Raw genomic sequence first — 26,232 nt, forward strand, 5'->3', positions numbered from 1 at the left:
TCAGTGTCCGTAGCGACGCAGGCGCTGAGGGAAGAGGCCCTGGGGACGGATCATCAGGAAGACGATGACGGTCACGCCGAAGAACAGGATCCGGTAGTCGGAGAAGGCGCGCAGCTTCTCGGGCAGCAGCGTCAGCAGGAAGGCGCCGACGATGACGCCGAGAATGTTGTCCATGCCGCCGGCGATCACCATGGTCATGATGGTGACCGAGACCAAGAAGGTGAAGTTGTCCGGCGAGATGAAGCCCACATAGAAGGCGTAGATCGTGCCCGCGAAGCCGGCGAGGAAGGCGTCCACCGCGAAGGCGAGCACCTTGTACCAGGTGACGTTGATGCCCTGGCAGCGCGCCGCCAGCTCGTCGGTGCGCAGCGCGTTCCAGGCGAGGCCGACGCGGGAATCGTGCAGGCGTCGGGCGAAGACGATGGAGATCAGCACCAGCAGCGCCGAGAGGTAGTAAAAGTTCGCCTGCGACGGCAGTTCCTGGCCGAAGATCACCAGCGGGGAGGCGAAGGAGTGGCCGAACAGCTCGGGGGCGGGAATACCGACGAGGCCGTTCGGGCCGCCGGTGAATTCCAGATTGTTCAGGAGCTGGTGGATCACCACGCCGAAGGCGATGGTGACGAGGGCCAGGTAGCTGTCCCGCGTGCGCATCGAGGGGATGCCGAGCAGGAAGCCGAAGATAGTCGCCACGACCGCGGCTACCGGCAGCGCCAGCCAGAAGCTGACGCCGAAGTTCAGAGCCAGCAGCGCCGACGCATAGGCGCCGATGCCGTAGGAGGCGCCGGTGGCGAAGTTCGGGATGTTGGCGCTGCCGAGCTGGAAGTTCAGGGCCAGCGCGAGCACCGCGTAGAGCATCGAGATGACGCACAGGTGCAGTGCATAGGTGTTCCCTTCGAGCACGAAGGGGAACGCCAGCACGATGGCGATGCCGAGCAGCAGCGCGAGGCGCGAATGGCGCGCGAAGGCGGCCTCCACGCGCGCTTCAAGCGACGGCACCCGTTCCATGAGCACGAGCGCCGCGCCGAACAGCAGCAGCAGGCCGATGACGAGGCGCCAGTCGTCGATCAGCAGGAACTGGCGCAGGAACAGGGCGCCGGCCAGCTGGACGGCGATCACCGTGAGGGCGCTGACGACCGGGTTGGACGTGTCGCGCGGCAGGGCCAGGCTCTCCGCCATCAGACTTTCTCCACAAGGCTGCGTCCCATCAGCCCGGACGGGCGGAACACCAGAACGCCGATGACGAGCAGGAAGACGAACACCAGGCGGTAGGAGGCGCCGTTCGGCACGGTGGCCTGGACCAGCGTGTCCAGCCCCGCGATCAGCAGGCTGCCGATGATGGCGCCCGGCATCGAGCCCAGCCCGCCGACCACCGCGGCCGAGAAGCCGATGAGGCCGACATCGATGCTGAAGTCGAAGCGGGCCATGCCGGCATAGCTGGAGAAGAACAGGCCGCCGATGGCGCCGATGGCCGAGGCGACGAAGAAGGTGGCGCGGAAGATGCGGCCGGGATTGATGGCCATCAGCCGGGCGGCGTCGCGATCCTGCGAAACCGCCTTGATGTGCAGGCCGAGGCGCGTGTTGTTGAGCATGAAGAACAGCGCGCAGACGGCGAGCACGGAAACGACGATCACCATCACGCTGAACAGGGGAATCGTGAAGCCGGCGATGGTCACGTCACCCTCGACGAGGCGAGGGAAGGCGTGCGGGTTGCTGCCGTTCGGGAAAAGGTGGCGGATCAGCTCGCGCAGCACGATGCCCAGCGCCACCGTCGCCACCAGCGCCATCATCGCGGGCGCCTGCCGGAATCTCTGTATCACCACGAGATCCAGCAGCACGCCGATCACCCCGGTGATGGCGATGGCGACCAGAAGCGCGAGGAGGAAGGTGCCCAGCGAGCCGGCATCCCCCAGCGCGGAGCCGATGGCGGAGATGACGGAGAGCGCGAGGAACGGCGCCAGCAGCGAGACGTCGCCATGCGAGAAATGGATGATGTTCAGCACGCCGAACAACAGGCTGAACCCGACGGCGATGAGCGCATAGATGCTCCCCAAGGTGATCCAGTTCAATAATTGCTGGAGGAAGAGCTCGCTCATGGGTCGGCCTCTTGGGTGGCTCTGCTTAAGGTCGCGCGTGGCGCGGACACTGCCCCAAAGCAGCGCGGGATCAGAATAGTTTTTTCCAAATCAATGGGTCCGATGTTTTGAAGACCGGACGCCATGCCTTCGACTCTTCGCGCGCGCGAGAAGCCTGATTTAGAAAATCCAAGGTCAAAGGTTCCAAAGTTCCGATTTTCTTTCCGACGGCGGCAAGTCCAGATTTCAGCACGTGGGAGGTCACGGGCCTCCCGGCAAACCGTGAATGGTCACGCCTACCGGCCGTTCCAGAGGAGAAAAAGATCATGGCCTTCGTGTCTGCCGAGCGCCCGAAGCGCTCCCATCATTCCCAGCGGCCCCTGCGTTTGGCCGCTCTCGCCGCCGTCCTTGCCTTCGCGGGCATTGGCGGGGCTGCTCCGCTGCAGGCTCAGGAGACCGTGAAGATCGGCTTCATCGGTCCGCTGAGCGGCGGCAACGCCCAGCAGGGCATCGCCGCCCGCAACGGCTTCCAGCTGGCGATCGACCAGGCCAACGCCGCCGGCGGCCTTCCTTTCAAGATCGAGCCGGTCATCCTCGATGACGCGGCCAATCCGCAGACCGGCGTCGCCGCCGCCCTGAAGCTCACCAACGATCCCAAGGTCGTCGCCGCGACCGGCCACTGGAACAGCGGCGTCGCGCTTGCCACCATCCCGGTGTTCAGCCGTGCCAACGTGCCCTTCGTGGTCTGGGGCGCGATCAGCCCGAAGATCACCGAGAAGAACAACCCGATGGTCTCGCGCGTCGTGACGACGCTGGTGAACACCAATGCGCCGCTCGCCAAGTGGGCGGTGGGCAACATCGGCAAGCGCATCGCCATCGTCTCCGACACCAGCGACTACGGCGCGGCCAATCTCGCCAACTTCAAGAAGTTCTTCGAGGCTGACGGCGGCACCATCGTCGCCGCCGAGAGCGCTCCGGTGGGCACCACCGATTTCCGCGCCCTGCTCACCAAGATCAAGGGCGAGAACCCGGACGCCATCTATTTCGGCGGCGTGGTGGCCGAAGCCGGGCTGGTGCGCCAGCAGATGGTGCAGCTCGGCATGAACCAGCCGATGATCGGCGTGGACGGCTTCTACGATCCCGAGTTCCTGAAGATCGCCGGCTCGGCCGCGAACGGCACGATCTCGGGCATCGCCAAGGAAGTCGGCAACGCCAAGCTCGACGCGATGACGGCCGCCTATCAGGCCGCCAACTTCGCCGAGCCGGTCGGTTCCTACACCAAGAATGCCTATGACGCCGCGAACATCATCATCGAGGCGCTCAAGACCGCCGGCATCAAGGACAAGGCGGCCATCGCCAAGGCCATTCGCGGCATCGAGTTCGATGGCGCCATGGGCCACACCAGCTTCGACGAGAACGGCCAGACCAAGCGCGAGGTCGTGCTCGAACTGCGCGAAGTGAAGGACGGCGTCTGGACCACCCGTCAGTGACGTGCGGCAGCGGCGGAACGGAAAGGCTCCGTGTGCCGCCGCTGCTTCCAAAGCCTACGGGGAGGGTGCCGGCGGGGCCGGCACCCGATCTCCCGGCCCATGATCGGGATGGCCCGTTCGCCGTCCTGTTCGTCCGCCCCTCGCACATCGCGATGTCTTCCGGTCCCCCGGCTCCGGCCGGGGAGCGGGGAGGCTCGACCCGAGAGGGTTCGAAAACGTCAGGCGTGCCGGCGCATCGCAGCGTTCTGCGGGCCGCCAGGCCCCGTGATCCGAATTTGAAGCAAGTCGCCACTCAGATCTCCGCACTTCCCGCGCGAATTCTGGAAGGCCAGAAAGGACGGCAAATGTCAGTTGAGAAGATAGACACGCTGGTCATCGGCGCCGGACAGGCCGGGTTGGCCATGAGCGAGCACCTGGGCAAGAACGGCGTGCCTCATCTCGTCCTGGAACGGCACCGGATCGCCGAACGCTGGCGCTCGGAGCGGTGGGATTCGCTCGTGGCGAACGGCCCGGCGTGGCACGACCGCTTTCCGGGCCTCGAATTCTCGGCGGTCGACCCCAAGGTGGGTCCCGACGATTTCGCTCCCAAGGAGACCGTCGCCGACTATTTCGTCGCCTATGCCGACAAGATCGCGGCGCCCATCCGCTGCGGCGTCGAGGTGCTGAAGGTCGAGCGGAACGCCGGCCGTCCCGGCTTCCGCGTCGAGACCTCCACCGGGGTGATCGAGGCCGACCGGATCGTCGCCGCCACCGGCCCGTTCCAGCGTCCGATCATTCCTCCCGTCGTTCCCGCCGACAGCGGGATCCTGCAGATGCACTCGACCGGCTACCGCAACCCCGGCCAGCTTCCTGAGGGGGCCGTGCTGGTCGTCGGCGCGGGCTCGTCCGGCGTCCAGATCGCCGAGGAGCTCCTGCGGGCGGGCAAGCGCGTCTACCTGTCGGTCGGCCCGCACGACCGCCCGCCGCGCGCCTATCGCGGCCGCGACTTCTGCTGGTGGCTGGGCGTGCTCGGCAAGTGGGACGCCGCCGCCCAGGAGCCCGGCAAGGAGCACGTGACGATCGCCGTCAGCGGCGCGCGCGGCGGCCACACCATCGATTTCCGCCGCCTCGCCGCGGACGGCATGGTCCTCGTCGGCAAGACCGAGTCGTACAAGGACGGCGTGGTCCGCTTCGCCCCGGATCTGGTCGAGAATCTCTCGCAGGGCGACGCCAACAACCGCTCGCTGCTCGACGAGGCGGATGCCTATGTCGTGCGCAACGGCCTCGACCTGCCGCAGGACCCCGACGCCCGCGCCACCGTCCCGGACGCTCCGTGCGTGACCGATCCCGTCCTCTCGCTCGATCTGGCGGCGGCGGGGATCACCACCATCATCTGGGCCACCGGCTTCGCCGTCGACTACAGCTGGATGAAGGTCGACGCCTTCGACGCGAGCGGCAAGCCGAGGCACCAGCGTGGCGTCTCCACCGAGCCGGGCATCTACTTCCTCGGGCTGCCCTGGCAGTCGCGGCGCGGCTCCAGCTTCATCTGGGGCGTATGGCACGACGCCAAGTATCTGGCGGACCAGATCGCGATCCAGCGCAGCTACATGGCCTATCACGACGCCGCGCCGCGCGCGCCCGAAAAGGCATAGTTCCCGAGCCCCCGGCCTCGCGAGCCTGTTGCGGGGCCGGGGGCTTCGTCGTCACCTCACCGACCGCACAAAAGCAAACGGCCCCGGAGATGTCCGGGGCCGTTTCATTCGTGTCGTGGACCGGACGCGACGTCCGGTCGATCCGTCGGTTCAGGCCGCAGCGGCAGCACGGCGCGCAACATTCGCGATCTCGCCGCGCGAGACGTTGATGTCGGCGAGGGTGCGGTCGTCGAGCTGGGAAAGCTCAACGAGAGTGCGGCGGTAAGCCTGCCAGCGGCGGATCTGCTTGGCAACGAGGCCCCAGAGCAGCATGTCGATCTCCATCGGTTAGGAAACGGATCGCGGCATCCCGACGACCGGGGCGCTGCACGTCCATTAATCATGTTGATGCCTAGATATTCGACATCCTGCCCATTTGGTAGGAAATATACCGCAGCCCAGCTTTGCGCGCCGCGCATGACGCGCTGCACAATTCGTTCACAATCGGCAAGGCGGGCCGAAAGATGGCGGAATCAGGCGCTTTTCAGCGCCTGCTCCAGATCGGCGATGATGTCCGCCGCGTCCTCGATACCGACCGACAGCCGCACCACGTCCGGTCCCGCGCCGGCCAGCGTCTTCTGCTCGTCGGCGAGCTGGCGGTGGGTGGTCGATGCCGGGTGAATGATCAGCGAGCGGGTGTCGCCGATATTGGCGAGGTGCGAGAACAGCTTCACGCCCGACACCAACGCCACGCCCGCCTCGTAGCCGCCCTTCAGCCCGAAGGTGAACACCCCGCCGGCGCCCTTCGGCGCGTATTGCCGGGCGAGGTTGTAATAGCGGTCTCCCGGCAGGCCCGGATAGCTCACCCACGAGACCTTGGGGTGCTCGGCGAGGAATTGGGCGACGGCGAGGGCGTTGTCGCAATGGCGCTGGATGCGCAGCGGCAGCGTCTCGATGCCGGTCAGGATGAGGAAGGCGTTGAAGGGCGAGAGCGCCGGCCCGAGGTCGCGCAGGCCCAGCACGCGCGCGGCGATGGCGAAGGCGAAGTTGCCGAAGGTCTCGCCGATGACGATGCCCTCATATTCCGGGCGCGGCTGCGACAGGAACGGGTAGCGCCCCTCGCGCAGCCAGTCGAACGAGCCGCCGTCGACGATGACGCCGCCGATCGAGTTGCCGTGGCCGCCGAGGAACTTGGTGGCCGAATGGATGACGATGTCGGCGCCGTGCTCGAAGGGGCGGATGAGGTAGGGCGTCGCCAGCGTGTTGTCGACGATCAGCGGCACGCCCGCGCGCTTGGCGATCTTCGCGATGGCCGCGATGTCGGTGACGATGCCGCCGGGATTGGCGATGGATTCGATGAAGATCGCCTTGGTGCGCGGCGAGACGGCGCGCTCGAAGGAGGCGAGATCGTCCGAATCGGCCCACACCACGTTCCAGCCGAAGCTCTTGAAGGCGTGGTTGAACTGGTTGATCGAGCCGCCATAGAGCTTGCGCGCGGCGATGAACTCGTCGCCCGGCGAGAGCAGCGTCTGGAAGGTGAGGAGCTGCGCGGCGTGGCCGGAGGCGACGGCGAGCGCGGCGGTGCCGCCTTCGAGCGCCGCGACGCGCTCTTCCAGCACGGCGTTGGTCGGGTTGCCGATGCGCGTATAGATGTTGCCGAAGGCCTTGAGCCCGAACAGCGAGGCCGCGTGGTCCACATCGTCGAAGACGAAGGACGTGGTCTGGTAGATCGGCGTCGCGCGTGCCTTGGTCGTCGGGTCCGGCTGGGCGCCGGCATGGACGGCGAGGGTGGCGAAGCCGGGGCTATGCTGGGGGGCGTCGGTCATGGCGTTCTCCTGTCGGCGCGCGAAACGGCACTGTTGGACGGCTTCGGTCGAGCGGTCGAGGGCAGTCTCATTGCTTCGTTAAAAAACGCAATATCGGTGGCAAAATATTTAAACAGCATGCTCGTCATGTTGTTTGCATCGCGCGCCCTGACAGCCGGCTGACAGCTTCGTCGTCCTAGCGTGCCGCCGCCTCTCGAAGGGCAGGGGGCGTGCGAAGGGGCGTGCGGGGCGGAACATGCCGGCTGGAACATCGCGCGGGAGCGGCAGGAAGCCGGCACTCTGGAGACGCGGCCTCGCCGCGCTGGCCGGAGGCGGCCTGCTGCTGATCGGCCTCTATGCCGGCTGGTTCTACCTCAACGGCAATCTGCACACGGTGGTGCCCGGCGAGCTTTATCGCTCGGGCACTCTCGCGCCGGACCGGCTGCGCGAGGTGATCGAGAGCCGGGGCATCCGCACCATCATCAATCTGCGGGGCCGTGCCGAGGCGCGCGACTGGTACCGCGAGGAGGCCCGCATCGCCGGCGAGGCGAATGTACGGCTGATCGACATGCGATGGTCGGCCCAGCGCGAGCTGACGGAGCAGCAGGTGGCGGAGTATTTCCGCGTGCTCGCCGATGTTCCGCGCCCGATTCTCATCCATTGCCGGTCCGGGTCGGACCGCACCGGGCTCGCCGCCGCGCTCTATCTCGCCGCGGTCAAGAAGGCTGACGAGTTCACCGCCGAGCTTCAGCTCTCGCCGCTGTTCGGGCATATCGGTCTGCCCTTCGCCCCCTTCTACGCGATGGACGAGACGTTCGAGCGTCTGGAGCCGAGCCTCGGCTATCCCGACAGCTAAGGCGCCGTCAGGCCACGCGCGGCAGGTGCAGGCGCGGGATCTCGATGGCCGGGCAGCGGTCCATGATGACCGCGACGCCGGCCGCTTCGGCCTTCGCGGCCGCGCTGTCGTCGCGCACGCCGAGTTGCGTCCAGATCAGCTTCGGGCGCGGCGAAAGGGCGAGGGCCTCGTCGACGACGGCCGCGAGATATTCCGGCGCGCGGAACACGTCGACCATGTCGATCGGCTCGGGCACATCGGCAAGCCGTCCATAGGTCGGCAGGCCCGCGATGTTCCGTCCGGCCTGGCCGGGATTGATCGCGAACACCTTGTAGCCGTGGAGCGCGAGGAAGCGGGCGACGCCGTGGCTCGGCCGTTCCGGCTTGGGGCTGGCGCCGACGACCGCGATGGTGCGGACCTTGCCGAGCCAGTCGGCGATATAGGCGTCGTCATAATGGTCGTGGTTCATCTCGGCTTCCCGGAGGCGTTGATCGGCAGGGGCGGAATTCGCCGGAGGCGCCTTCTCATATGGTGTCGCCTCCCGTCCGGGGGAGGGCGGCCGGTGCCGGGAGCGGGGGGACGCGCCGTGGGGGTGCCCATTTCAAGGGGTTAGAGAGAGGTATAAAAATACCTATCTTGCAACTCATTGATTTTACGTATTTATTTCTCGTATCCCTGCATTGACGTTGCGGGGGCTCTCGGCTAGAAGCACCGCCACGAGAGAAGTGCGGGGTGCTCCCGCGCCCTTGGCAATGGACAATCTCATGAAGACCTACTCGGCAAAGCCGGCCGACATCGAGAAGAAGTGGGTCGTGATCGACGCTTCCGGCCTCGTGGTCGGCCGTCTCGCGACCGTCATCGCTACCCGCCTCAAGGGTAAGCACAAGCCCACCTACACCCCCCACGTCGATTGCGGCGACAATGTCGTCGTCATCAACGCCGAGAAGGTGGTGCTGACCGGTCGCAAGCGCGACGACAAGGTCTACTACCACCACACCGGCTTCCCGGGCGGCATCAAGGAGCGGACTGCGAAGTTCATCCTCGACGGTCGTTTCCCGGAGCGCGTGGTCGAGAAGGCGGTCGAGCGCATGCTGGCGCGCGGTCCGCTCGGCCGCAAGCTGATGGGCAATCTGCGCGTCTACAAGGGTGGCAGCCACCCGCATGAGGCCCAGCAGCCGGAGACGCTCGACGTCGCCGCGCTCAACCGCAAGAATGTGGGGAACTGATCATGGCTGAGCTCATTCAGTCGCTCGACGGGCTCGAGGCCCTCAAGACCCAGGCCGCCGAGGCCCCCAAGCACGTCCAGAAGCTGGACAAGCAGGGCCGCGCCTATGCCACCGGCAAGCGCAAGAACGCGGTCGCCCGCGTGTGGGTGCGTCCGGGCACCGGCAAGATCCTCGTCAACGAGCGTGACGTCGAGACCTATTTCGCCCGCCCGGTGCTGCGCCTCATCATCCAGCAGCCCTTCACCACGGCGGCCCGCACCGGCCAGTACGACGTCGTCGCCACCGTTTCCGGCGGCGGTCTTTCCGGCCAGGCCGGCGCGCTGCGCCACGGCATCTCCCGCGCGCTCACCTATTATGAGCCCGAGCTGCGCAGCCCGCTGAAGAAGGGCGGCTTCCTGACCCGCGACAGCCGCGTGGTCGAGCGCAAGAAGTACGGCAAGGCCAAGGCCCGCCGCAGCTTCCAGTTCTCGAAGCGCTGATATCGCCTTTACCGGCAATCTCGAAGGGCGGACCTCGGTCCGCCCTTTTTGTTTGGCGGTCGCCGTGATGCCCTTTGTTCCCCGATACCTTTTCGCTTGGGCCTGCGGAAAGTTTCGCCGATAGTCGGGGCCGGGGGAGTTCATCGCGGCGGGCAGTTCGCTCGGCATATCATGTTGCTTGATCCCTGGACCTTGTGGCTTGTGGTCCTGGTCGTCGGCATGCTGCTGGCCGGGTCGATGCTCTTTGTCTGGCTGCTGACCCCGGAAGAGACGGCGCTCATCTATTGGGCGGCCTTCACCGGGTTTCTGGTGGCCGGTGTCTCCGCAGGCATGGCCCGCGGGCTGATCCCCGATTTCGTATCCATCGAGCTGGGCAACGCGGCGATTCTGTTCGCCTACGGGGTGATGTGGTGCGGCCTGCGCCGCTTCGACCGGCGGCGGCCGTGCCTTGGCTACGCGTTCGTCGCCCCCGTCCTCTGGATCGCGCTGTGCCAGTTGCCGGCATTCGGTGAGTCGGTCGGCAACCGCGTGATGCTGATCTCCGCCCTGATCGGCGTGCTGGTGACGCTTTCGCTGGTGCAGGCCTGGCGTGGCTGGGTGGTGCCGTCGCAGCCGCGGCTCGCCGTGTTCGTGCTGCTGGTCGTCGTTCTCGTGCTGAACCTCGCCCGTATCCCGCTGGCCTCGACGCAGGTGTCCGACAACCAGCTCGTCATCTTCACCCATCCCCGCAATGCCATCATCGGCCTCGTGGCGATCGGCATCACCATCTTCCTGAACTGCGCGCTGGTGCTGCTGGTGCGCGAGCGCGCCGAGCTGATCCATCGCAGCGCCGCGCGGCGCGACGAGCTGACGGGGCTTCTGAACCGGCGCGGCTTCGCGGAACTCGCCACGCTGTGCTGCATGGGCGCCGGGCCGATCTCGCTCATGCTGCTCGACCTCGACCACTTCAAGCAGGTCAACGACCGCTTCGGCCATGCCACCGGCGACCGCGTGCTGGTGGCCTTCGCGCAGGCGCTGCGCCTCAATCTGCGCCAGGCCGACATCGTCGCCCGTATCGGCGGGGAGGAGTTCGCGGTTCTGCTACCCGGTGCGACGGAGACCGCCGCGCTACAGGCAGCGGAACGCATACGATCCGGATTCCAAAGTACGATCAATGAGTTGGGAGAAGAAGCGCTACGCTGCTCCTGTAGCATAGGAGTAGCCCACACCCCCCTCCCACCAGTCGAGGTGGATACGATGGCGCGGGCGCGGCTGGAAATGCTGCAGCGCCGAGCGGATGGGGCGTTGTATGAGGCGAAGTCCAACGGTCGCAATCGGGTAGCAGTGGCACCGTTCTCACTCGTGCACTGACCCTCCGTCAATTCGGCCCGTGTGGCGAGCGGTTGCGGCCGGGTCACTTGCGTCCCGGCGCGTCTTGTTGCCAATAGTTACGTAGCGATTCAGCCGCGTTGCCGCCGCATGATCTTCGATCCGTTGACGTTGTGGTCGGTCGTCCTGTTCGTGGGACTGATGCTGGCGGCTGCCATGGTGCTGGTCTGGCTGCTGACGCCGGAGGAACCGGCGCTGCTGCACTGGGCGGCGTTCTGCGCGCTGTTCGTGGCCGGAACCGCCGGCGTCATGGCGCGGGGGGTGATTCCCGACTTCCTGTCCATCGAGGTGGCCAACGGGTCGATGCTGCTCGGTTACGGGCTGCTCTGGACCGGATTGCGTGTCTTCGACCGCAAGCGTCCCGGCTTCGGCTGGATTTTCATCGCGCCGGCGCTCTGGATCCTGCTCTGCCAGCTTCCGCCGTTCCGCGAGGGGATCGCGAGCCGCATCGTCCTGGGGGCGGGTCTTGCCAGCGCGCTGGCCTTGCTGTCGATCCGGCAGCTCTGGCGTGGCTGGGTCCTGCCGTCGCGTATACGCGGCGCCGCGCTGGGATTTCTGGCGGTCGCGTTCGTCGCGATGCTGGCGCGCATTCCCGCGGCCTCCGCGCTGGGGGAGGGCAACCATGTCCGCCTGTTCACCGATCCCCGCTATGTCTGGGTCGGGGTCCTCGGCATCGCCGTCATGATACTGGCGACGTTCACGCTGGTGCTGATGGTGCGCGAGCGCTCGGAACTGCTCTACCGCAGCGCCGCCCAGCGCGACGCGCTGACGGGCCTGCTGAACCGGCGCGGCTTCATGGAGGAGGCGCTGCCCGTCTGCCGCAAGGGCGGGCCGATGGCGTTGATGATCCTCGATCTCGACCGCTTCAAGCAGGTCAACGACGCCTACGGACACGCCGCCGGCGACCGGGTGCTAGTGGCCTTCGCCGAGGTGTTGCGTTTTCGGTTGCAACCGGACGCTATCGTCGCGCGGATCGGTGGCGAGGAGTTCGTAGCATTGCTACCCGTAGCGCAACCGCTACCCGCCCGCCACGCGGCCGAGGAGGTGCGGCGCGGCTTCCGGGAGGAGCTTCAGGCGGACTGGTTCGGCAGCGGGCCGATCACCTGCTCGGCGAGCATCGGCCTCGCCGTCGGCGACGTCGTTCCCTCGCATACGGCGCTGCACGCCGAAGCCTCCCTCGCGGGCGTGATGGAGCGGGCCGACGCCGCGCTCTACGAGGCGAAGGCGAAGGGCAGGGACCGCGTGGAAGTGGTCTTCTTCGGCACGGCGCGCGCGCCCGCCGCCTGAGGCAAGCTTCGCGGGCGGCCGCCAACCCAAAAAGAAAGGGCGCCACCGGGGCGCCCTTTCCGTTTCCGATGAACGACCGGCCGATCAGACCGAGTAGTACATCTCGAACTCGACCGGGTGCGGCGTCATTTCGAAGCGCATGACCTCGGTCATCTTGAGCTCGATGTAGGAGTTGATGAAGTCGTCGTCGAAGACGCCGCCCTTCTTCAGGAACTCGCGATCCTTGTCGAGCGAGGACAGCGCCTCGCGCAGCGAGCCGCAGACGGTCGGGATCTTCTTGAGCTCCTTCGGGGGGAGATCATAGAGGTCCTTGTCCATCGCCGGACCGGGATCGATCTTGTTCAGGATGCCGTCGAGGCCGGCCATCAGCAGCGCGGCGAAGGCGAGGTAGGGGTTCGCGCCTGGGTCCGGGAAGCGGGTCTCGACGCGCTTCGCCTTCGGCGAGGTGGTGTAGGGGATGCGGCAGGAGGCCGAACGGTTGCGCGCCGAATAGGCGAGCAGGACCGGCGCCTCATAGCCCGGGACCAGACGCTTGTAGGAGTTGGTCAGCGGGTTGGTGAAGGCGTTCAGCGCCTTGGCGTGCTTGATGATGCCGCCGATGTACCACAGGCATTCCTGGCTGAGGTCGGCATATTTGTTGCCGGCGAAGAGCGGCTTGCCGTTCTTCCAGATCGACTGGTGCACGTGCATGCCCGAGCCGTTGTCGCCGAAGACCGGCTTCGGCATGAAGGTCGCGCTCTTGCCGTAGACGTTCGCCACCTGATGGATGCAGTACTTGTAGACCTGTAGGTGGTCGGCCATCGTTACCAGGGTGTTGAACTTCAGGCCGAGCTCGTGCTGGGCCGAAGCCACCTCGTGGTGGTGCTTCTCGACCTTGGCGCCCATGCGGGCCATGGCCGCCAGCATCTCGCCGCGCAGGTCCTGGCAGCTGTCGACCGGCGGGACCGGGAAGTAGCCGCCCTTGGTCTTCACCCGGTGGCCGAGGTTGCCGCCTTCATATTCGGTGTCGCCATTGGTGGGCAGCTCGACGGAATCGAGCTTGAAGCCGGTGTTGTACGGATCCGCCTTGAAACGCACGTCGTCGAAGATGAAGAATTCGGCCTCGGGACCGATGTAGACGGTGTCGCCGATGCCGGTCGACTTCAGATAGGCCTCGGCCTTCTTCGAGATGCCGCGCGGATCGCGCCCGTAGGGCTCGCCGGTGGTCGGCTCGAGCACGTCGCACACCACGACCAGCGTGGTCTCGGCGAAGAACGGATCGATGCAGGCGGAATCGAGGTCCGGCTGCAGGTGCATGTCGGACTCGTTGATCGCCTTCCAGCCGGCAATGGACGAACCGTCGAACGCCTGTCCTTCAGCGAAGAAGTCCTCATCGACCATCGAGATGTCGAAGGTCACATGCTGCCACTTGCCGCGCGGATCGGTGAAGCGCAGGTCGACATATTTTACGTCGTTATCCTTGATAAGCTTCAGTACATCCTTGGCCGTCGTCATATTATTCGTACCTCTTTCGATACTGCCGTTTTTGTCATGGCAGATGGGTCCCAAGCGGATGGTCGAACAACGATGCGCGCCGCATCGGCCAGGATGCGGCGCGCTCGATAGGCTCTAGCATCTTACGCTTGCTGTCAGATGGCGTCGACGCCCGACTCGCCCGTGCGAATGCGGATGGCTTCCTCGATGTTCGACACGAAGATCTTGCCGTCGCCGATCCGGCCCGTCTGGGCGGCGCGACGGATCGCGTCGATGGCGGTCTCGACCGTCTCGTCGCTCACCACGATCTCGATCTTCACCTTGGGCAGGAAGTCGACGACGTATTCCGCGCCGCGATACAGTTCCGTATGCCCCTTCTGCCGGCCGAAGCCCTTGGCTTCCGTGACGGTGATGCCCTGCAGGCCGACTTCCTGCAGCGCTTCCTTCACCTCGTCCAGCTTGAAGGGCTTAATGATGGCCTCAATCTTCTTCATCTGATCCCGTCTCCCTGACTCGACGATCCGCGACGCCCGGCCGAGTCGGGTCGCGTAGAAGCAGAACCCATGCCAAGCCCTTTCACCGTCTCCAAAACACTGCGATATCACATCATTGCACGGCGGCTAGGGGGACCCCAAACCGGATTTTTCAATAAGATGGCTAAGAAATAATCATTATGCCGACTTATTGAGCATGGATCACGGTGTCATGCCGCCCGGAGGCGCGCGAAATTTGAGCAGATGCCGACGATTGCCGCTTCCTGCCCGGTTTCTCGCTCGCGGCCCCGATTTTCGCCTAAGCTCGCCCGGTCTTCGAAATGCGCCATCCGCCACGGGTGAATGGTCTTTACGCGGGATGCGTTCATGGAACTTCTCACCCCTGACGAGATGGGGCGGGCCGATGCCTTCACCATCGCCGCGGGCGTTCCCGGCGAGGTGCTGATGGAGCGGGCCGGCCTTGCCGTCGCCCGGGCGGCGGCGGGGATGGCCAGCGTCGGATCGCGGGTCCTGGTGCTGTGCGGGCCGGGCAACAATGGCGGCGACGGCTTCGTGGCGGCGCGCCATCTGGCGGGGGCGGGCTACGGTGTCCGGCTGGCCGTGCTCGGCGAGCGGGAGAGGTTGCGAGGCGACGCCGCCATCATGGCGGGGCGCTGGAGCGGTCCCGTGGAGGCCGCGCCCGAGGCGCCGCTGGAGGATGTCGATCTCATCGTCGACGCGCTGTTCGGCGCCGGGCTGGCGCGCGATCTCGACGGCGCGGCCCGCGCGCTGGTGGAGCGCGTGAACGCGAGCGGCCTGCCGGTGCTGGCGGTCGACCTGCCCTCCGGCATCGACGGGGCGACCGGGGCGGTGCGAGGGGCGGCCATCACGGCGCGCCGGAGCGTCACCTTCTTCCGGCCGAAGCCCGGTCATCTGCTGCTGCCGGGCCGGTTGCACGCCGGGCCGCTGACCGTCGCCGATATCGGCATCCGGCCCGAGGCGCTCGACGTCCTGCGGCCGCGCGCCTTCGAGAACGTGCCGGAGTTCTGGGCGGGGCATTTTCCGGTGCCGCGCCCGCAGGGGCACAAATATTCGCGCGGCCATCTGGTGGCGGTGTCCGGCCCGGCGCGGGCGACGGGCGCCACCCGGCTCGCCGCGCGGGCGGCGCTGAGGGCGGGGGCGGGCCTCGTGACCGTGGCGTGCCCGGAGGCGGCGATGGTCATCCACGCGACGAATCTGTCGGCGGTGATGGTGCGTCCGGTGGAGGACGCGGCCGGGCTGGCGCATCTGCTGACCGACCGGCGGCTGTCGACGGTGGTGATCGGCCCCGGCGTGGGGCTGGGGCAGGGCGCCCGCGACCGGCTGCTGGCCTGTGCCGACCGGCGGCTGGTGCTCGACGCCGATCTCATCACCTCCTTCAAGGGCGATGTCGACACGCTGGCGGCGATCATCAAGGCGTCTCCCGCCGCCGTGGCGACGCCCCATGACGGCGAATTCGCCCGGCTCTTCGCGCGGTGCCCGGAGGTGCTGGAGGCGCCCTCGCGGCTGGAGCGGGCGCGGGCCGGCGCCGCGCGGCTCGGCGCGACGCTGCTGCTGAAGGGGCCGGACACCGTGGTCGCGAGCCCGGACGGGCGGGCGGCGATCGCCGCCAACGCACCGCCCTGGCTGGCTACCGCCGGGGCGGGGGACGTGCTGTCGGGCATCGTCGGCGGGCTGCTCGCGCAGGGCATGCCGCCGCTGGAGGCCGCGGCGGCCGGCGTCTGGCTGCACGGCGAGGCGGCGCGGGAGGCCGGGCCGGGGCTGGTGGCGGACGACCTGATCGAGGCACTGCGGCCGGTCTATCGGCGGTTGTTTCTCGATCTCGGACTCTCCATATAGGAACAGGCCGGGACGGGCTTTCGGCAGGACGCGCGCCCGCGCATTTAGGGCTGGCGCTGCGGCAGCGCCGTGTTATAAGCCCGCACCCGGCAGGCGGCTCCCTCTCGGGTACGCGTTTGTGCGCCCTGCGGGGTGTTGGAACGCTACGCGGGCGTGGCGGAACTGGTAGACGCGCTGGATTTAGGTTCCAGTGGCGAGAGTCGTGGGGGTTCGAGTCCCTCCGCCCGCACCAGCTCTCGCCCTTGTCCGGCGCCGCCTCCCGACCGATGTGCACCGAAGCGAGGCTCATGGCGCCGAGGCGCCGTGCTCGCACCCAGAAATTCGAGAGCTCCGCGCAAGCGGCAAACAAGACGAAGGCCGATTGAAAATGCAGGTCACCGAACTCCTCGCCGAAGGTCTCAAGCGCGAATATCGCGTGGTGCTGCCGGCCGCCGAACTCGACGCCAAGGCCAATGCGCGCCTGAACGACCTCAAGGACAAGGTCCGTCTCAACGGCTTCCGCCCCGGCAAGGTGCCGGTCGCGCACCTCAAGCGCATGTACGGCAAGTCGGTGCTCGCCGAGGTGATCGACCAGGCGGTGAACGAGGCCAACACCAAGATCGTCGAGGACAACGGCTTCAAGCTCGCCATGCAGCCGAAGGTCGAGCTGCCGCAGGACGAGGCGGCGGTCAACGAGGTGATCGAGGGCAAGGCCGACCTGTCCTACACGGTCGGCATCGAGGTGCTGCCGAAGATCGAGCTCGGCGACTTCAAGTCGATCGCGCTCGACAAGCCGGTGCTCGCGGTGAGCGACGAGGAGGTCGCGGAGACCGTCAACCGCATCGCCGAGGCCAACCGCCCCTACGCCGCCAAGCCGGACGCCGCCGCCGAGAACGGCGACCGCGTCACCGTCTCCTTCGTCGGCTCGATCGACGGCGAGAAGTTCGAGGGCGGCTCGGGCGAGGACGTCCCGGTGGTGCTGGGCTCCAACAGCTTCATCCCCGGCTTCGAGGAGCAGCTGGTCGGCATCAAGGAAGACGAGACCCGCACGGTCAACGTCACCTTCCCCGAGAACTACCAGGCCGCGCATCTCGCCGGTAAGGCCGCCTCCTTCGAGGTGACCGCCAAGATGATCGAGTCGCCCGCCGAGCTGACGATCGACGACGAATTCGCCAAGACGCTCGGCATGGACAGCCTCGACGCGCTCAAGGAGCAGGTGAAGAGCCGCATCGCCCAGGAGCACAACGCGCAGAGCCGCAACAAGGTGAAGCGCCGCTTGCTCGATGCGCTGGACGGCCTGCACCAGTTCGAGGTGCCGCCGACGCTGGCCGAGCAGGAATTCCAGGGCATCTGGGATTCGGTGACCTCGGAGATGCAGGCGCAGAACCGGACCTTCGCCGACGAGGGCACCACCGAGGAGGCCGCCCGCGCCGACTACGAGAAGATCGCCCAGCGCCGCGTGCGCCTCGGCCTGGTCCTTGCGGAAATCGGTGAGAAGAACAACATCCAGGTCACCGACGACGAAGTGACCCGCGCCGTCGTCGAGCGTGCCCGCCAGTTCCCCGGGCAGGAACAGCAGGTCTGGGAATTCTATCGCAAGAACGCCCAGGCGCTCGCGAGCCTTCGCGCGCCGATCTTCGAGGAGAAGGTCGTCGACTTCCTGCTCGAACTCGCCAAGGTCAACGAGATCCCCGTTTCGCGCGAGGAACTCTACGCCGAGGACGAGGAAGACAAGGCGGCCTGAGGTCGCCGGTAGCCGGCGGAGCCGCGCCCCAAAGGCGTGGCTCCGTTGTCCGCGGCTTATTGGCCCTGCGGACTGGCGGGGACGCGCTTTCCCATTATTGTGGGTGGGGGTGGATTCGCGGGAGGCGTTCGCCGCCGGCCCGCTGAGGAACGGAATATGCGTGACCCGATTGATACTTACATGAATTATCTGGTCCCGATGGTGGTCGAACAGACCAACCGGGGCGAGCGTTCCTACGACATTTATTCGCGCCTCCTGAAGGAGCGCATCATCTTCCTGACCGGCCCGGTCGAGGACAACATGTCGACCCTCATGGTCGCGCAGCTCCTGTTCCTCGAGGCGGAGAACCCGAAGAAGGAAATCTCGATGTACATCAACTCCCCGGGCGGAGTGGTGACGTCGGGTCTCGCCATCTACGACACGATGCAGTTCATCAAGCCGGCGGTGTCGACGCTGTGCATCGGCCAGGCGGCCTCGATGGGCTCGCTGCTGCTGACCGCGGGCGAGAAGGGCATGCGCTTCGCGCTGCCGAACGCGCGAATCATGGTGCACCAGCCCTCGGGCGGCTTCCAGGGCCAGGTGACCGACATCATGCTGCACGCGCAGGAGATCCTGAGCCTCAAGAAGCGGCTCAACGAGATCTATGTGAAGCACACCGGGCAGGACCTGCAGGCGGTCGAGGACGCGCTGGAGCGCGACAACTTCATGACCTCGGATGTCGCCAAGTCCTTCGGACTTATCGATAATGTGATCGACAAGCGCCCGGATGAGGCGCCGGCCAAGCCCTGACGGGCGTTGACGCCGTGTTTCCGAAGCCACGCCGGCTTCCTATATTGAGGTGCAGGTCCGCGCGGATGTGAAGCGCGGACTTGCGTGCATCGCGGTATCGCGCTTGCATGACATCTGGATGAAGTGTCGCCGGGAGGTGTGACAGGGGACGACGGGGCAGGCGCCCTATCCGCGCTAAGTCGGGGATGGTTCGAATGCCTTCTTGATCGTGTCGATCCAAGCATGCTTGGCTAGGTCGATCGATTGGACCCTTTAGTCGCTTCCTTTTGACGGCCTTTTCGAGCCGTCGCGTTTCTCCCCCCTTGGAGGCCCGCGGCGGCCTGCGAGACTGGGGCGGTCCCGGGCGAAGCCTGGATCGCCGAGCGGACGGAGAGACGCATGAGCAAGGTTGGCGGCGGCGACAGCAAGAACACTCTTTATTGCTCGTTCTGCGGCAAGAGCCAGCACGAGGTCCGCAAGCTTATTGCGGGACCGACCGTGTTCATCTGCGATGAATGCGTCGAGCTGTGCATGGACATCATCCGCGAGGAGAACAAGTCCTCGCTGGTGAAGTCACGCGACGGCATTCCGACCCCGAAGGAAATCTGCAAGGTCCTGGACGACTACGTGATCGGCCAGTTCCATGCCAAGCGCGTCCTCTCGGTGGCGGTGCACAATCACTACAAGCGCCTGAACCACGCGACCAAGCACGCCGGTGACGTCGAGCTGGCCAAGTCCAACATCCTGCTGATCGGGCCGACCGGCTCGGGCAAGACGCTGCTCGCGCAGACGCTCGCCCGCATCCTGGACGTGCCCTTCACCATGGCGGACGCGACCACGCTCACCGAGGCGGGCTATGTCGGCGAGGACGTCGAGAACATCATCCTCAAGCTGCTGCAATCGGCCGACTACAATGTCGAGCGGGCGCAGCGCGGCATCGTCTACATCGACGAGATCGACAAGATCAGCCGCAAGTCCGACAACCCCTCGATCACCCGCGACGTCTCGGGCGAGGGCGTGCAGCAGGCGCTGCTGAAGATCATGGAAGGCACGGTCGCCTCCGTGCCGCCGCAGGGCGGACGCAAGCATCCCCAGCAGGAGTTCCTGCAGGTGGATACGAGCAACATCCTGTTCATCTGCGGTGGCGCCTTCGCCGGCCTCGACAAGATCATCTCCTCGCGCGGCAAGGGCACCTCGATCGGCTTCGGGGCGGTGGTCGCCGCGCCCGAAGACCGCAAGCCGGGCGAAGTGTTCCGCGAGGTCGAGCCCGAGGATCTGCTGAAGTACGGGCTGATCCCGGAATTCATCGGCCGTCTGCCGGTGATCGCCACCCTCGGCGATCTCGACGAGGAGGCTCTGAAGAAGATCCTCGCGGAGCCGAAGAACGCGCTGGTCAAGCAGTACCAGCGGCTGTTCGAGATGGAGAACGTCGAGCTGACCATTCACGAGGAAGCGCTGGGCGCCATCGCCCGCAAGGCCATCGAGCGCAAGACCGGCGCGCGCGGCCTGCGCTCGATCATGGAAGGCATCCTGCTCGACACGATGTTCGATTTGCCCGGCCTGGAAGGGGTCGAGGAGGTCGTCATCTCCAAGGAGGTCGTCGAGCAGAATGCGCGTCCGCTCTACATCTACGCGGACCGCGCGGCCGGCGATGCGGGCGCGAGTGCCTGAGGGGCCGGCGGCGGGCAGGGCCGGGCGTATGCGCCCGGCCAGGGACATGGGGGGCTCCCTTGACGGGCAGCCGGGCCATATCCATCTGAGCCCTAACCACCGGTCCTCGACCGCATCGACGTGCTTCGCGCGCCTCACGCTGCTCCCGCACAGAGATCCACGTTCGCGTTCCGGCCGCATTGCGGCACGGTTCCGCCTCGCGACGCCCGTCGCGGGGGCACGGCGCCGGCCGTCAACAGAAAGGAAAGAGCCATGACGAGCCCCAAGCCTCGCACCGCGCTCACGCCCGGCGTCCCGCAGACCTTTCCCGTTCTTCCGCTGCGCGACATCGTTGTCTTCCCGCACATGATCGTGCCCCTGTTCGTCGGCCGCGAGAAGTCCATCCGCGCCCTCGAGGAGGTGATGCGGAACGACACCTTCATCCTGCTGGCGACCCAGGAGAACGCGTCCGACGACGACCCGTCCACCAGCTCGATCTACAAGATCGGCACGCTGGCCTCGGTGCTGCAGCTGCTGAAGCTGCCTGACGGCACGGTGAAGGTGCTGGTCGAGGGCATCTCGCGCGCCAAGGTGAGCCACTACACCGACCGCACCGACCTCTACGAGGCGGAGGCGATGGCGCTGGAAGAGGACACCGGCTCCAAGGTCGAGGCCGAGGCGCTGGGGCGTTCGGTGCTGGCCGAGTTCGACAGCTATGTGAAGCTGAACAAGAAGGTCTCGCCGGAGGTCGTCGGCGTCGTCACCCAGATCGAGGACCACTCGAAGCTGGCGGACACCGTGGCCTCGCATCTCGCGGTCAAGATCCCCGAGAAGCAGGCGGTGCTGGAGATCCTCAAGGTCACGACGCGCCTTGAGAAGGTGCTCTCGCTGATGGAAAGCGAAATCTCGGTCCTTCAGGTCGAGAAGCGCATCCGCACGCGCGTCAAGCGCCAGATGGAGAAGACCCAGCGCGAGTACTACCTCAACGAGCAGATGAAGGCGATCCAGAAGGAGCTGGGCGACGGCGAGGACGGCCGCGACGAGCTGGCCGAACTGGAAGAGCGCATCAAGACCGTCAAGCTCACCAAGGAAGCCCGCGAGAAGGCGACGCACGAGCTGAAGAAGCTCCGCCAGATGTCGCCCATGTCGGCCGAGGCGACCGTGGTGCGCAACTATCTCGACTGGCTGCTGTCGATCCCGTGGGGCAACCGGAGCAAGGTCAAGAAGGACCTGCCCTTCGCCCAGAACGTGCTCGACACGGATCACTTCGGCCTCGACAAGGTGAAGGACCGCATCGTCGAGTATCTCGCCGTGCAGAGCCGCCAGAACAAGCTGACGGGCCCGATCCTGTGCCTCGTCGGCCCGCCCGGCGTCGGCAAGACCTCGCTCGCCAAGTCCATCGCCAAGGCGACGGGCCGCGAATATGTGCGCGTCGCCCTCGGCGGCGTGCGCGACGAGGCGGAGATCCGCGGCCACCGCCGGACCTATATCGGCTCGATGCCCGGCAAGATCATCCAGTCGATGCGCAAGGCCAAGAAGTCCAACCCGCTCTTCCTGCTCGACGAGATCGACAAGATGGGTGCGGACTTCCGCGGCGATCCGTCCTCGGCGCTGCTGGAGGTCCTGGACCCCGAGCAGAACCACACCTTCAACGACCACTATCTCGAGGTCGACTACGACCTCTCGAACGTGATGTTCGTGACGACGGCGAACACGCTGAACATCCCGCCGGCCCTTCTGGACCGCATGGAGGTGATCCGCATCGCCGGCTACACGGAGGACGAGAAGGTCGAGATCGCCCGCCGCCACCTCATCCCGCAGGCGCTGGCCAAGCACGGCCTGCAGCCCAAGGAGTGGTCGATCGACAACGAGGCCCTGCTCACGCTGGTCCGCCGCTACACGCGGGAGGCGGGCGTGCGCAACCTGGAGCGCGAGATCTCCAACCTCGCCCGCAAGGCGGTGAAGGACCTCATGCTCACCAAGAAGAAGGTGATCAAGGTCACGGCCAAGACGCTGGAGGACTATCTCGGCGCGCCGAAGTTCCGCTACGGCGAGGCCGAGACCGAGGACCAGGTCGGCGTTGTCACCGGCCTCGCCTGGACCGAGGTCGGCGGCGAGATCCTGACGATTGAAGGCGTCATGATGCCCGGCAAGGGCAAGATGACGGTCACCGGCAACCTGCGCGACGTGATGAAGGAATCGATCTCGGCGGCGGCTTCCTATGTCCGCTCGCGCGCCGTCGATTTCGGCATCGAGCCGCCGCTGTTCGACCGGCGCGACATCCACGTCCATGTGCCGGAGGGGGCGACCCCGAAGGACGGGCCCTCGGCCGGCGTCGCCATGGCGACGGTGCTCACCTCGGTGCTGACCGGCATCCCGATCCGCCGCGACGTCGCCATGACCGGCGAGGTCACGCTGCGCGGCCGGGTGCTGCCGATCGGCGGCCTCAAGGAGAAGCTGCTGGCGGCGCTGCGGGCCGGCATCAAGAAGGTGCTGATCCCCGAGGAGAACGCCAAGGATCTCGCCGAGATCCCGGACAACGTGAAGAACGCGCTGGAGATCGTGCCGGTGTCGCGGATGGACGAGGTGCTGCACCACGCCCTGACGCGCCAGCCCGAGCCGATCGTCTGGGAGGAGAAGCCGATTGCCCCGGCCGCCGAGGTCGAACCCGTGATCGCCCGCGACGAGGCTGGCGGCCTCGCGGCGCACTGAGCTGAAGAAGGTCCGTCCCGGGTGGCGCCTCCGCGTCCCCGGGCCGGTTTCCCGCCCAACCGAGCGGCGGCGTCCCCAAAGGGTGCCGCCGCTTTTCTTTTCAAGGCCCGGCGGGCGAGGGACGAAAGGTCGTAGTCGCCCAAATTGCAGGCGATGGGACTTGCGCGGTTTTGAGGTGTTTCAATACCGCAGAATGTGCGGAAGTCGTGTATTTGTGCGGGTTCCTGAGCCGGGACGCTTGCAATCGCCGCATTTTGGAGAAAGGGTGCCCGCCCGTCGTCGGTGCATGCGATCGACGATTCTTGTGCAATCAAGGGAAGGACCGGTCAAATGACCACGAAGAACGAACTCGTCGCCGCCGTGGCCGAGCAGGCCAAGCTGACGAAGGCCGCCGCCGCGGCTGCGGTCGACGCGACCTTCGACGCCATTGCCGCCTCGCTGAAGGCCGGCGAAGAAGTGAAGCTCATCGGCTTCGGCAGCTTCTCCGTCGTGACCCGCGCTGCGCGCGAGGGCCGTAACCCCCGCACCGGCAAGCCGGTCAAGATCGAAGCCTCGAAGGCTCCGAAGTTCACGCCCGGCAAGGGCCTGAAGGAAACCGTCAACGGTTGATCCTTTCCGCGCTGAACGTCGCGCCCCCCGTGCAAGGCTGCCGGGGCGCGGTGCGGCGTCAGCGGCGCGCATCCGCCGGCTACGGCCGGCGGATCGGCGTCCGGCCTGCAGGGCCGGGCCGCGACCCCTCCGGCCAGCTGCGCCATGCAATGCGGCACCGCGGGGTCTTGTCGCATCGCTTCACGGATGCTTAATGGCGGCTGGCTCGGCGCTGTGGCTGGAGCCGGCTACGGCAGGCAGGTTGGGAGCGGATCGCGCTTCCTGCGCCTGCCGGCGGGTTTCCGCGGGCGGTTAGCTCAGTTGGTAGAGCATCTCGTTTACACCGAGAGGGTCGGCGGTTCGAGCCCGTCACCGCCCACCACCGGCCCCGGCGCCATCACCCTGTTGCCTTGCCGGAAGTCCGCGTCGTGAAACTTGTTCTCTTCGATTGTGACGGCACGCTGGTCGACAGCCAGCATGTGATCGTCGCCGCCATGACCCGCGCCTTTGCGCGCGCCGAGCTGGCGCTGCCGCCGCGCGAGGCGGTGCTGGGCATCGTCGGCCTGTCCCTCGTCGAGGCCATGCGCCGGCTCGGCGACGACGATCCGCATTTTCCGGCCGAGCGGCTGGCCGACCTCTACCGCGAGGCGTTCCGCGAGCTGCGCACCGAGCCGGGTTTCTTCGAGCCGCTGTTCCCCGGCGTGCGCGGCGTGCTGGACAAGCTCTCGGCGCGCGAGGACGTGCTGCTCGGCATCGCCACCGGCAAGTCGCAGCGCGGCGTGGCCGCCGTGCTCGGCCATCATGGCCTCGACGGCCGCTTCGTGACCATCCAGACCGCCGACGACGCGCCTTCCAAGCCGCACCCGGCAATGGTGCTTCAGGCCATGGCCGCGACCGGCGTCCATGCCGAGGACACGGTGCTGATCGGCGACACCAGTTTCGACATGGTGATGGCCCGCGCCGCCGGCGCCCGCGCCATCGGCGTCACCTGGGGCTATCATCCGCGCGAGACGCTCCGCCAGTCCGGCGCCGAGCGACTGGTGTCCGACGCCGACACGCTGGTCGGCGTCATCGACGAGATGTGGGAGCCCGTGGCGTGAGCGAGGAACGCGACAAGGCCGCCGCGCTGCCACCGGGCTTCGGCGGCGAGCGCAAGCTGCCCAAGCGCTTCTACACGGCCGCCGAGGCGAACGCCGCCGGGGAGGGCCTGTTCCGCATCGAGCTGGACGGCCGCCCCGTCCGCACGCCGGGCCGTAATCCGGTGGCCGTGCCGAGCCGCGCACTGGCGGAGGCGCTGGCGGAGGAGTGGCGTGGGCAGGGCGAGTTCATCGACCCGATGCGCATGCCGATGACCCGCCTCGCCAATTCGGCTCTCGACGGCGTGGCCGGCGCCATGGGCGAGGTGGCCGGCGAGATCGTGCGCTATGCCGGCAGCGACCTTCTCTGCTACCGGGCCGCCGCGCCGGAGAAGCTGGTGGCGCTGCAGGGCGAGCTGTGGGACCCGCTGCTCGACTGGGCGCGCGAGACCTTCGGCGCGGTGTTCATGCTCAGCGAGGGCATTCTCTATGTCGAGCAGCCGCCGCGCACGCTGGAACTGATCGGCGCCGCGCTGCCGACGGACCCGCTGCGCCTCGCCGCGCTCAATCTGATGACCACGCTGAGCGGATCGGCGGTGATCGCGCTGGCGGTCGCACGCGGACGGCTGACAGCGGAGGAGGGCTGGCGCGCCGCCCATGCCGACGAGGAGATACAGGAGCAGCTCTGGGGCGCCGACGCGGAGGCGCTGGAGCGCCGCGCGACGCGCTTCCGCGACTTCGAGGCCGCGGCGCGGCTCGTGGCGCTGCTGGAGGATTAGAGATCCGGCCGACAGGAGGGTTCCATGAAGGAAGCACCCGCCGCCTCCGCCAGGAATGCGTCCGGCAAATCCACGAAGGCCGACAAGGACGGGGCCGCTCCCCCGAAGCTGCTCTCCGGCGGTAATCCGCAGATCGCCAAGGGCTATGGCGACGCGCCCGTGCAGGCCTATATCGCCGCCATGCCGGCCTGGAAGAGCGAGGCCGGACGCCGCCTCGACGCGCTGATCGAGCGCACGGTGCCCGGCGTGCAGAAGGCGGTGAAATGGAATTCGCCGCTCTACGGCGTGGAGGGCCAGGGCTGGTTCCTCGGCGTCCACTGCTTCAACCGCTACATCAAGCTGACCTTCTTCCGCGGCGCGTCGCTGGACCCGCTGCCGCCCGTCGAGTCCAAGGACGCGAACACGCGCTACCTCCACATCCGCGAGGGCGAGCCGATCGACGAGGAACGCGTGGCGCGCTGGGTCCGGCAGGCTGCGGTGCTTCCCGGCTGGGCGGGCTAGCGAGAGGGTCCCTCATGATGAAAAACGAGCCGCAAGAGGGCAGACCTGCCTCCGATCTCATCGACGAACGGATCGCCGAACTCGGCGGCTGGCGCGGCGAGACGCTCGCCCGCGTCCGCGCGCTCATCCGGCAGGCCGATCCCGAGGTGGTGGAGGAATGGAAGTGGCGCGTGCCGGTGTGGTCGCATGCCGGCATCCTCTGCACCGGCGAGGCCTATAAGAGCGTGGTGAAGCTGACCTTCGCCAAAGGCGCCTCGCTGGAGGACCCCGCCGGCCTGTTCAATTCCAGCCTCGAGGGCCATGTGCGGCGGGCCATCGACATCCGCGAGGGCGAGGCGATCGACGCGGACGCGCTGAAAGCGCTCATCCGTGCCGCCGTGTCTCTGAACAGCTCGACGCCCGCCGCCCGCCGCCGGAGCTGACTGGCGCTCATGGACCC

The 26,232-nt window shown here is 67.0% G+C and carries 25 protein-coding genes and 2 tRNA genes; 19 read left to right on the forward strand and 8 right to left on the reverse strand.

Annotated features, from left to right (window positions below; translation table 11 throughout):
- Together FO470_RS09120 and FO470_RS09125 are read right to left on the reverse strand one after the other, a co-directional pair.
- Positions 1 to 1,176 carry a branched-chain amino acid ABC transporter permease gene (locus FO470_RS09120; protein ID WP_144342609.1) on the reverse strand — a complete coding sequence of 392 codons (1,176 nt, stop codon included), beginning with the start codon at positions 1,174 to 1,176 and terminating at the stop codon, positions 1 to 3.
- Positions 1,176 to 2,093: a branched-chain amino acid ABC transporter permease gene (locus FO470_RS09125; RefSeq protein WP_144342610.1), complete on the reverse strand. Its 918-nt coding sequence runs from the start codon at positions 2,091 to 2,093 to the stop codon at positions 1,176 to 1,178. Before FO470_RS09125 ends, FO470_RS09120 begins: the two co-directional genes overlap by 1 nt.
- A gap of 305 nt (positions 2,094 to 2,398) precedes the next feature.
- On the opposite strand from FO470_RS09125, the gene FO470_RS09130 reads away from it, so the two are divergent.
- Together FO470_RS09130 and FO470_RS09135 are read left to right on the forward strand one after the other, a co-directional pair.
- Positions 2,399 to 3,562, forward strand: coding sequence for a branched-chain amino acid ABC transporter substrate-binding protein (locus FO470_RS09130; protein WP_144342611.1), 1,164 nt, complete (start codon positions 2,399 to 2,401; stop codon positions 3,560 to 3,562).
- A 344-nt stretch (positions 3,563 to 3,906) separates the two neighbouring features.
- Positions 3,907 to 5,193: a flavin-containing monooxygenase gene (locus FO470_RS09135; protein ID WP_144342612.1), complete on the forward strand. Its 1,287-nt coding sequence runs from the start codon at positions 3,907 to 3,909 to the stop codon at positions 5,191 to 5,193.
- Positions 5,194 to 5,343: 150 nt separating this feature from the next.
- On the opposite strand, the gene FO470_RS09140 is transcribed toward FO470_RS09135, so the two are convergent.
- Complete coding sequence (locus FO470_RS09140) at positions 5,344 to 5,505, reverse strand: DUF1127 domain-containing protein (RefSeq protein WP_144342613.1); 162 nt, start codon at positions 5,503 to 5,505, stop codon at positions 5,344 to 5,346.
- A 200-nt stretch (positions 5,506 to 5,705) separates the two neighbouring features.
- Entirely contained in the window at positions 5,706 to 6,998 is a 1,293-nt protein-coding gene (locus tag FO470_RS09145) for an O-acetylhomoserine aminocarboxypropyltransferase (protein ID WP_144342614.1), read from the reverse strand.
- A gap of 235 nt (positions 6,999 to 7,233) precedes the next feature.
- On the opposite strand from FO470_RS09145, the gene FO470_RS09150 reads away from it, so the two are divergent.
- Positions 7,234 to 7,833, forward strand: coding sequence for a tyrosine-protein phosphatase (locus FO470_RS09150; RefSeq protein WP_144342615.1), 600 nt, complete (start codon positions 7,234 to 7,236; stop codon positions 7,831 to 7,833).
- Between the two features lie 7 nt (positions 7,834 to 7,840).
- Here the strand turns inward: FO470_RS09150 and FO470_RS09155 are convergent, their stop codons facing one another.
- Positions 7,841 to 8,281 carry a CoA-binding protein gene (locus FO470_RS09155; protein WP_144342616.1) on the reverse strand — a complete coding sequence of 147 codons (441 nt, stop codon included), beginning with the start codon at positions 8,279 to 8,281 and terminating at the stop codon, positions 7,841 to 7,843.
- A 295-nt stretch (positions 8,282 to 8,576) separates the two neighbouring features.
- Between FO470_RS09155 and rplM the strand changes: the two genes are divergently transcribed.
- From rplM to FO470_RS09175, 4 genes are all read left to right on the forward strand, one after another.
- Entirely contained in the window at positions 8,577 to 9,038 is a 462-nt protein-coding gene (gene rplM, locus FO470_RS09160; RefSeq protein WP_144342617.1) for a 50S ribosomal protein L13, read from the forward strand.
- A gap of 2 nt (positions 9,039 to 9,040) precedes the next feature.
- The gene (rpsI, locus tag FO470_RS09165) at positions 9,041 to 9,517 is read left to right on the forward strand and encodes a 30S ribosomal protein S9 (protein WP_144342618.1); all 477 of its coding nucleotides are present in this window, start codon (positions 9,041 to 9,043) and stop codon (positions 9,515 to 9,517) included.
- A 171-nt stretch (positions 9,518 to 9,688) separates the two neighbouring features.
- Positions 9,689 to 10,867, forward strand: coding sequence for a GGDEF domain-containing protein (locus FO470_RS09170; RefSeq protein ID WP_144342619.1), 1,179 nt, complete (start codon positions 9,689 to 9,691; stop codon positions 10,865 to 10,867).
- Positions 10,868 to 10,975: 108 nt separating this feature from the next.
- Positions 10,976 to 12,172 (forward strand): GGDEF domain-containing protein, encoded by a 1,197-nt coding sequence (locus FO470_RS09175; RefSeq protein ID WP_144342620.1) that lies wholly within the window; start codon positions 10,976 to 10,978, stop codon positions 12,170 to 12,172.
- Between the two features lie 84 nt (positions 12,173 to 12,256).
- Here the strand turns inward: FO470_RS09175 and glnA are convergent, their stop codons facing one another.
- The 3 genes from glnA to FO470_RS19515 form a co-directional block, all read right to left on the reverse strand.
- Positions 12,257 to 13,666, reverse strand: a complete 1,410-nt coding sequence (gene glnA / locus FO470_RS09180) for a type I glutamate--ammonia ligase (RefSeq protein ID WP_144342621.1) — start codon at positions 13,664 to 13,666, stop codon at positions 12,257 to 12,259.
- Between the two features lie 134 nt (positions 13,667 to 13,800).
- Positions 13,801 to 14,139 (reverse strand): P-II family nitrogen regulator, encoded by a 339-nt coding sequence (locus FO470_RS09185; RefSeq protein ID WP_013167021.1) that lies wholly within the window; start codon positions 14,137 to 14,139, stop codon positions 13,801 to 13,803.
- Between the two features lie 209 nt (positions 14,140 to 14,348).
- Positions 14,349 to 14,507, reverse strand: a complete 159-nt coding sequence (locus tag FO470_RS19515; RefSeq protein WP_186291891.1) for a hypothetical protein — start codon at positions 14,505 to 14,507, stop codon at positions 14,349 to 14,351.
- Between FO470_RS19515 and FO470_RS09190 the strand changes: the two genes are divergently transcribed.
- The 12 genes from FO470_RS09190 to FO470_RS09245 all read left to right on the forward strand — a co-directional run bounded on the left by FO470_RS09190 (position 14,506) and on the right by FO470_RS09245 (position 26,215).
- On the forward strand, positions 14,506 to 15,996 hold the full coding sequence (locus FO470_RS09190; protein ID WP_144342622.1) for an NAD(P)H-hydrate dehydratase: 1,491 nt from the start codon (positions 14,506 to 14,508) through the stop codon (positions 15,994 to 15,996). The genes FO470_RS19515 and FO470_RS09190 overlap by 2 nt on opposite strands.
- Before the next feature lie 147 nt (positions 15,997 to 16,143).
- Positions 16,144 to 16,228, forward strand: a tRNA-Leu gene (locus tag FO470_RS09195).
- Positions 16,229 to 16,363: 135 nt separating this feature from the next.
- Positions 16,364 to 17,719: a trigger factor gene (gene tig / locus FO470_RS09200; RefSeq protein ID WP_144342623.1), complete on the forward strand. Its 1,356-nt coding sequence runs from the start codon at positions 16,364 to 16,366 to the stop codon at positions 17,717 to 17,719.
- A 156-nt stretch (positions 17,720 to 17,875) separates the two neighbouring features.
- Entirely contained in the window at positions 17,876 to 18,508 is a 633-nt protein-coding gene (gene clpP / locus FO470_RS09205; protein ID WP_144342624.1) for an ATP-dependent Clp endopeptidase proteolytic subunit ClpP, read from the forward strand.
- 378 nt (positions 18,509 to 18,886) lie between these two features.
- A complete protein-coding gene (gene clpX / locus FO470_RS09210) occupies positions 18,887 to 20,158 on the forward strand; it encodes an ATP-dependent Clp protease ATP-binding subunit ClpX (protein WP_144342625.1) in 1,272 nt (423 codons plus the stop codon).
- Positions 20,159 to 20,410: 252 nt separating this feature from the next.
- Complete coding sequence (gene lon, locus FO470_RS09215) at positions 20,411 to 22,849, forward strand: endopeptidase La (protein ID WP_144342626.1); 2,439 nt, start codon at positions 20,411 to 20,413, stop codon at positions 22,847 to 22,849.
- Positions 22,850 to 23,179: 330 nt separating this feature from the next.
- The gene (locus FO470_RS09220; protein ID WP_013167015.1) at positions 23,180 to 23,458 is read left to right on the forward strand and encodes an HU family DNA-binding protein; all 279 of its coding nucleotides are present in this window, start codon (positions 23,180 to 23,182) and stop codon (positions 23,456 to 23,458) included.
- Positions 23,459 to 23,743: 285 nt separating this feature from the next.
- Positions 23,744 to 23,819, forward strand: a tRNA-Val gene (locus tag FO470_RS09225).
- A gap of 46 nt (positions 23,820 to 23,865) precedes the next feature.
- The gene (locus FO470_RS09230) at positions 23,866 to 24,537 is read left to right on the forward strand and encodes an HAD-IA family hydrolase (RefSeq protein WP_159599026.1); all 672 of its coding nucleotides are present in this window, start codon (positions 23,866 to 23,868) and stop codon (positions 24,535 to 24,537) included.
- The gene (locus tag FO470_RS09235) at positions 24,534 to 25,292 is read left to right on the forward strand and encodes an ATP12 family chaperone protein (protein ID WP_144342628.1); all 759 of its coding nucleotides are present in this window, start codon (positions 24,534 to 24,536) and stop codon (positions 25,290 to 25,292) included. Before FO470_RS09230 ends, FO470_RS09235 begins: the two co-directional genes overlap by 4 nt.
- A gap of 24 nt (positions 25,293 to 25,316) precedes the next feature.
- A complete protein-coding gene (locus FO470_RS09240; RefSeq protein WP_144342629.1) occupies positions 25,317 to 25,793 on the forward strand; it encodes a DUF1801 domain-containing protein in 477 nt (158 codons plus the stop codon).
- 14 nt (positions 25,794 to 25,807) lie between these two features.
- Positions 25,808 to 26,215, forward strand: coding sequence for a DUF1801 domain-containing protein (locus tag FO470_RS09245; RefSeq protein WP_144342630.1), 408 nt, complete (start codon positions 25,808 to 25,810; stop codon positions 26,213 to 26,215).
- Positions 26,216 to 26,232 lie beyond the last annotated feature (17 nt).

Source organism: Ancylobacter moscoviensis, assembly GCF_007559435.1.
Taxonomy (GTDB): domain Bacteria; phylum Pseudomonadota; class Alphaproteobacteria; order Rhizobiales; family Xanthobacteraceae; genus Ancylobacter; species Ancylobacter moscoviensis.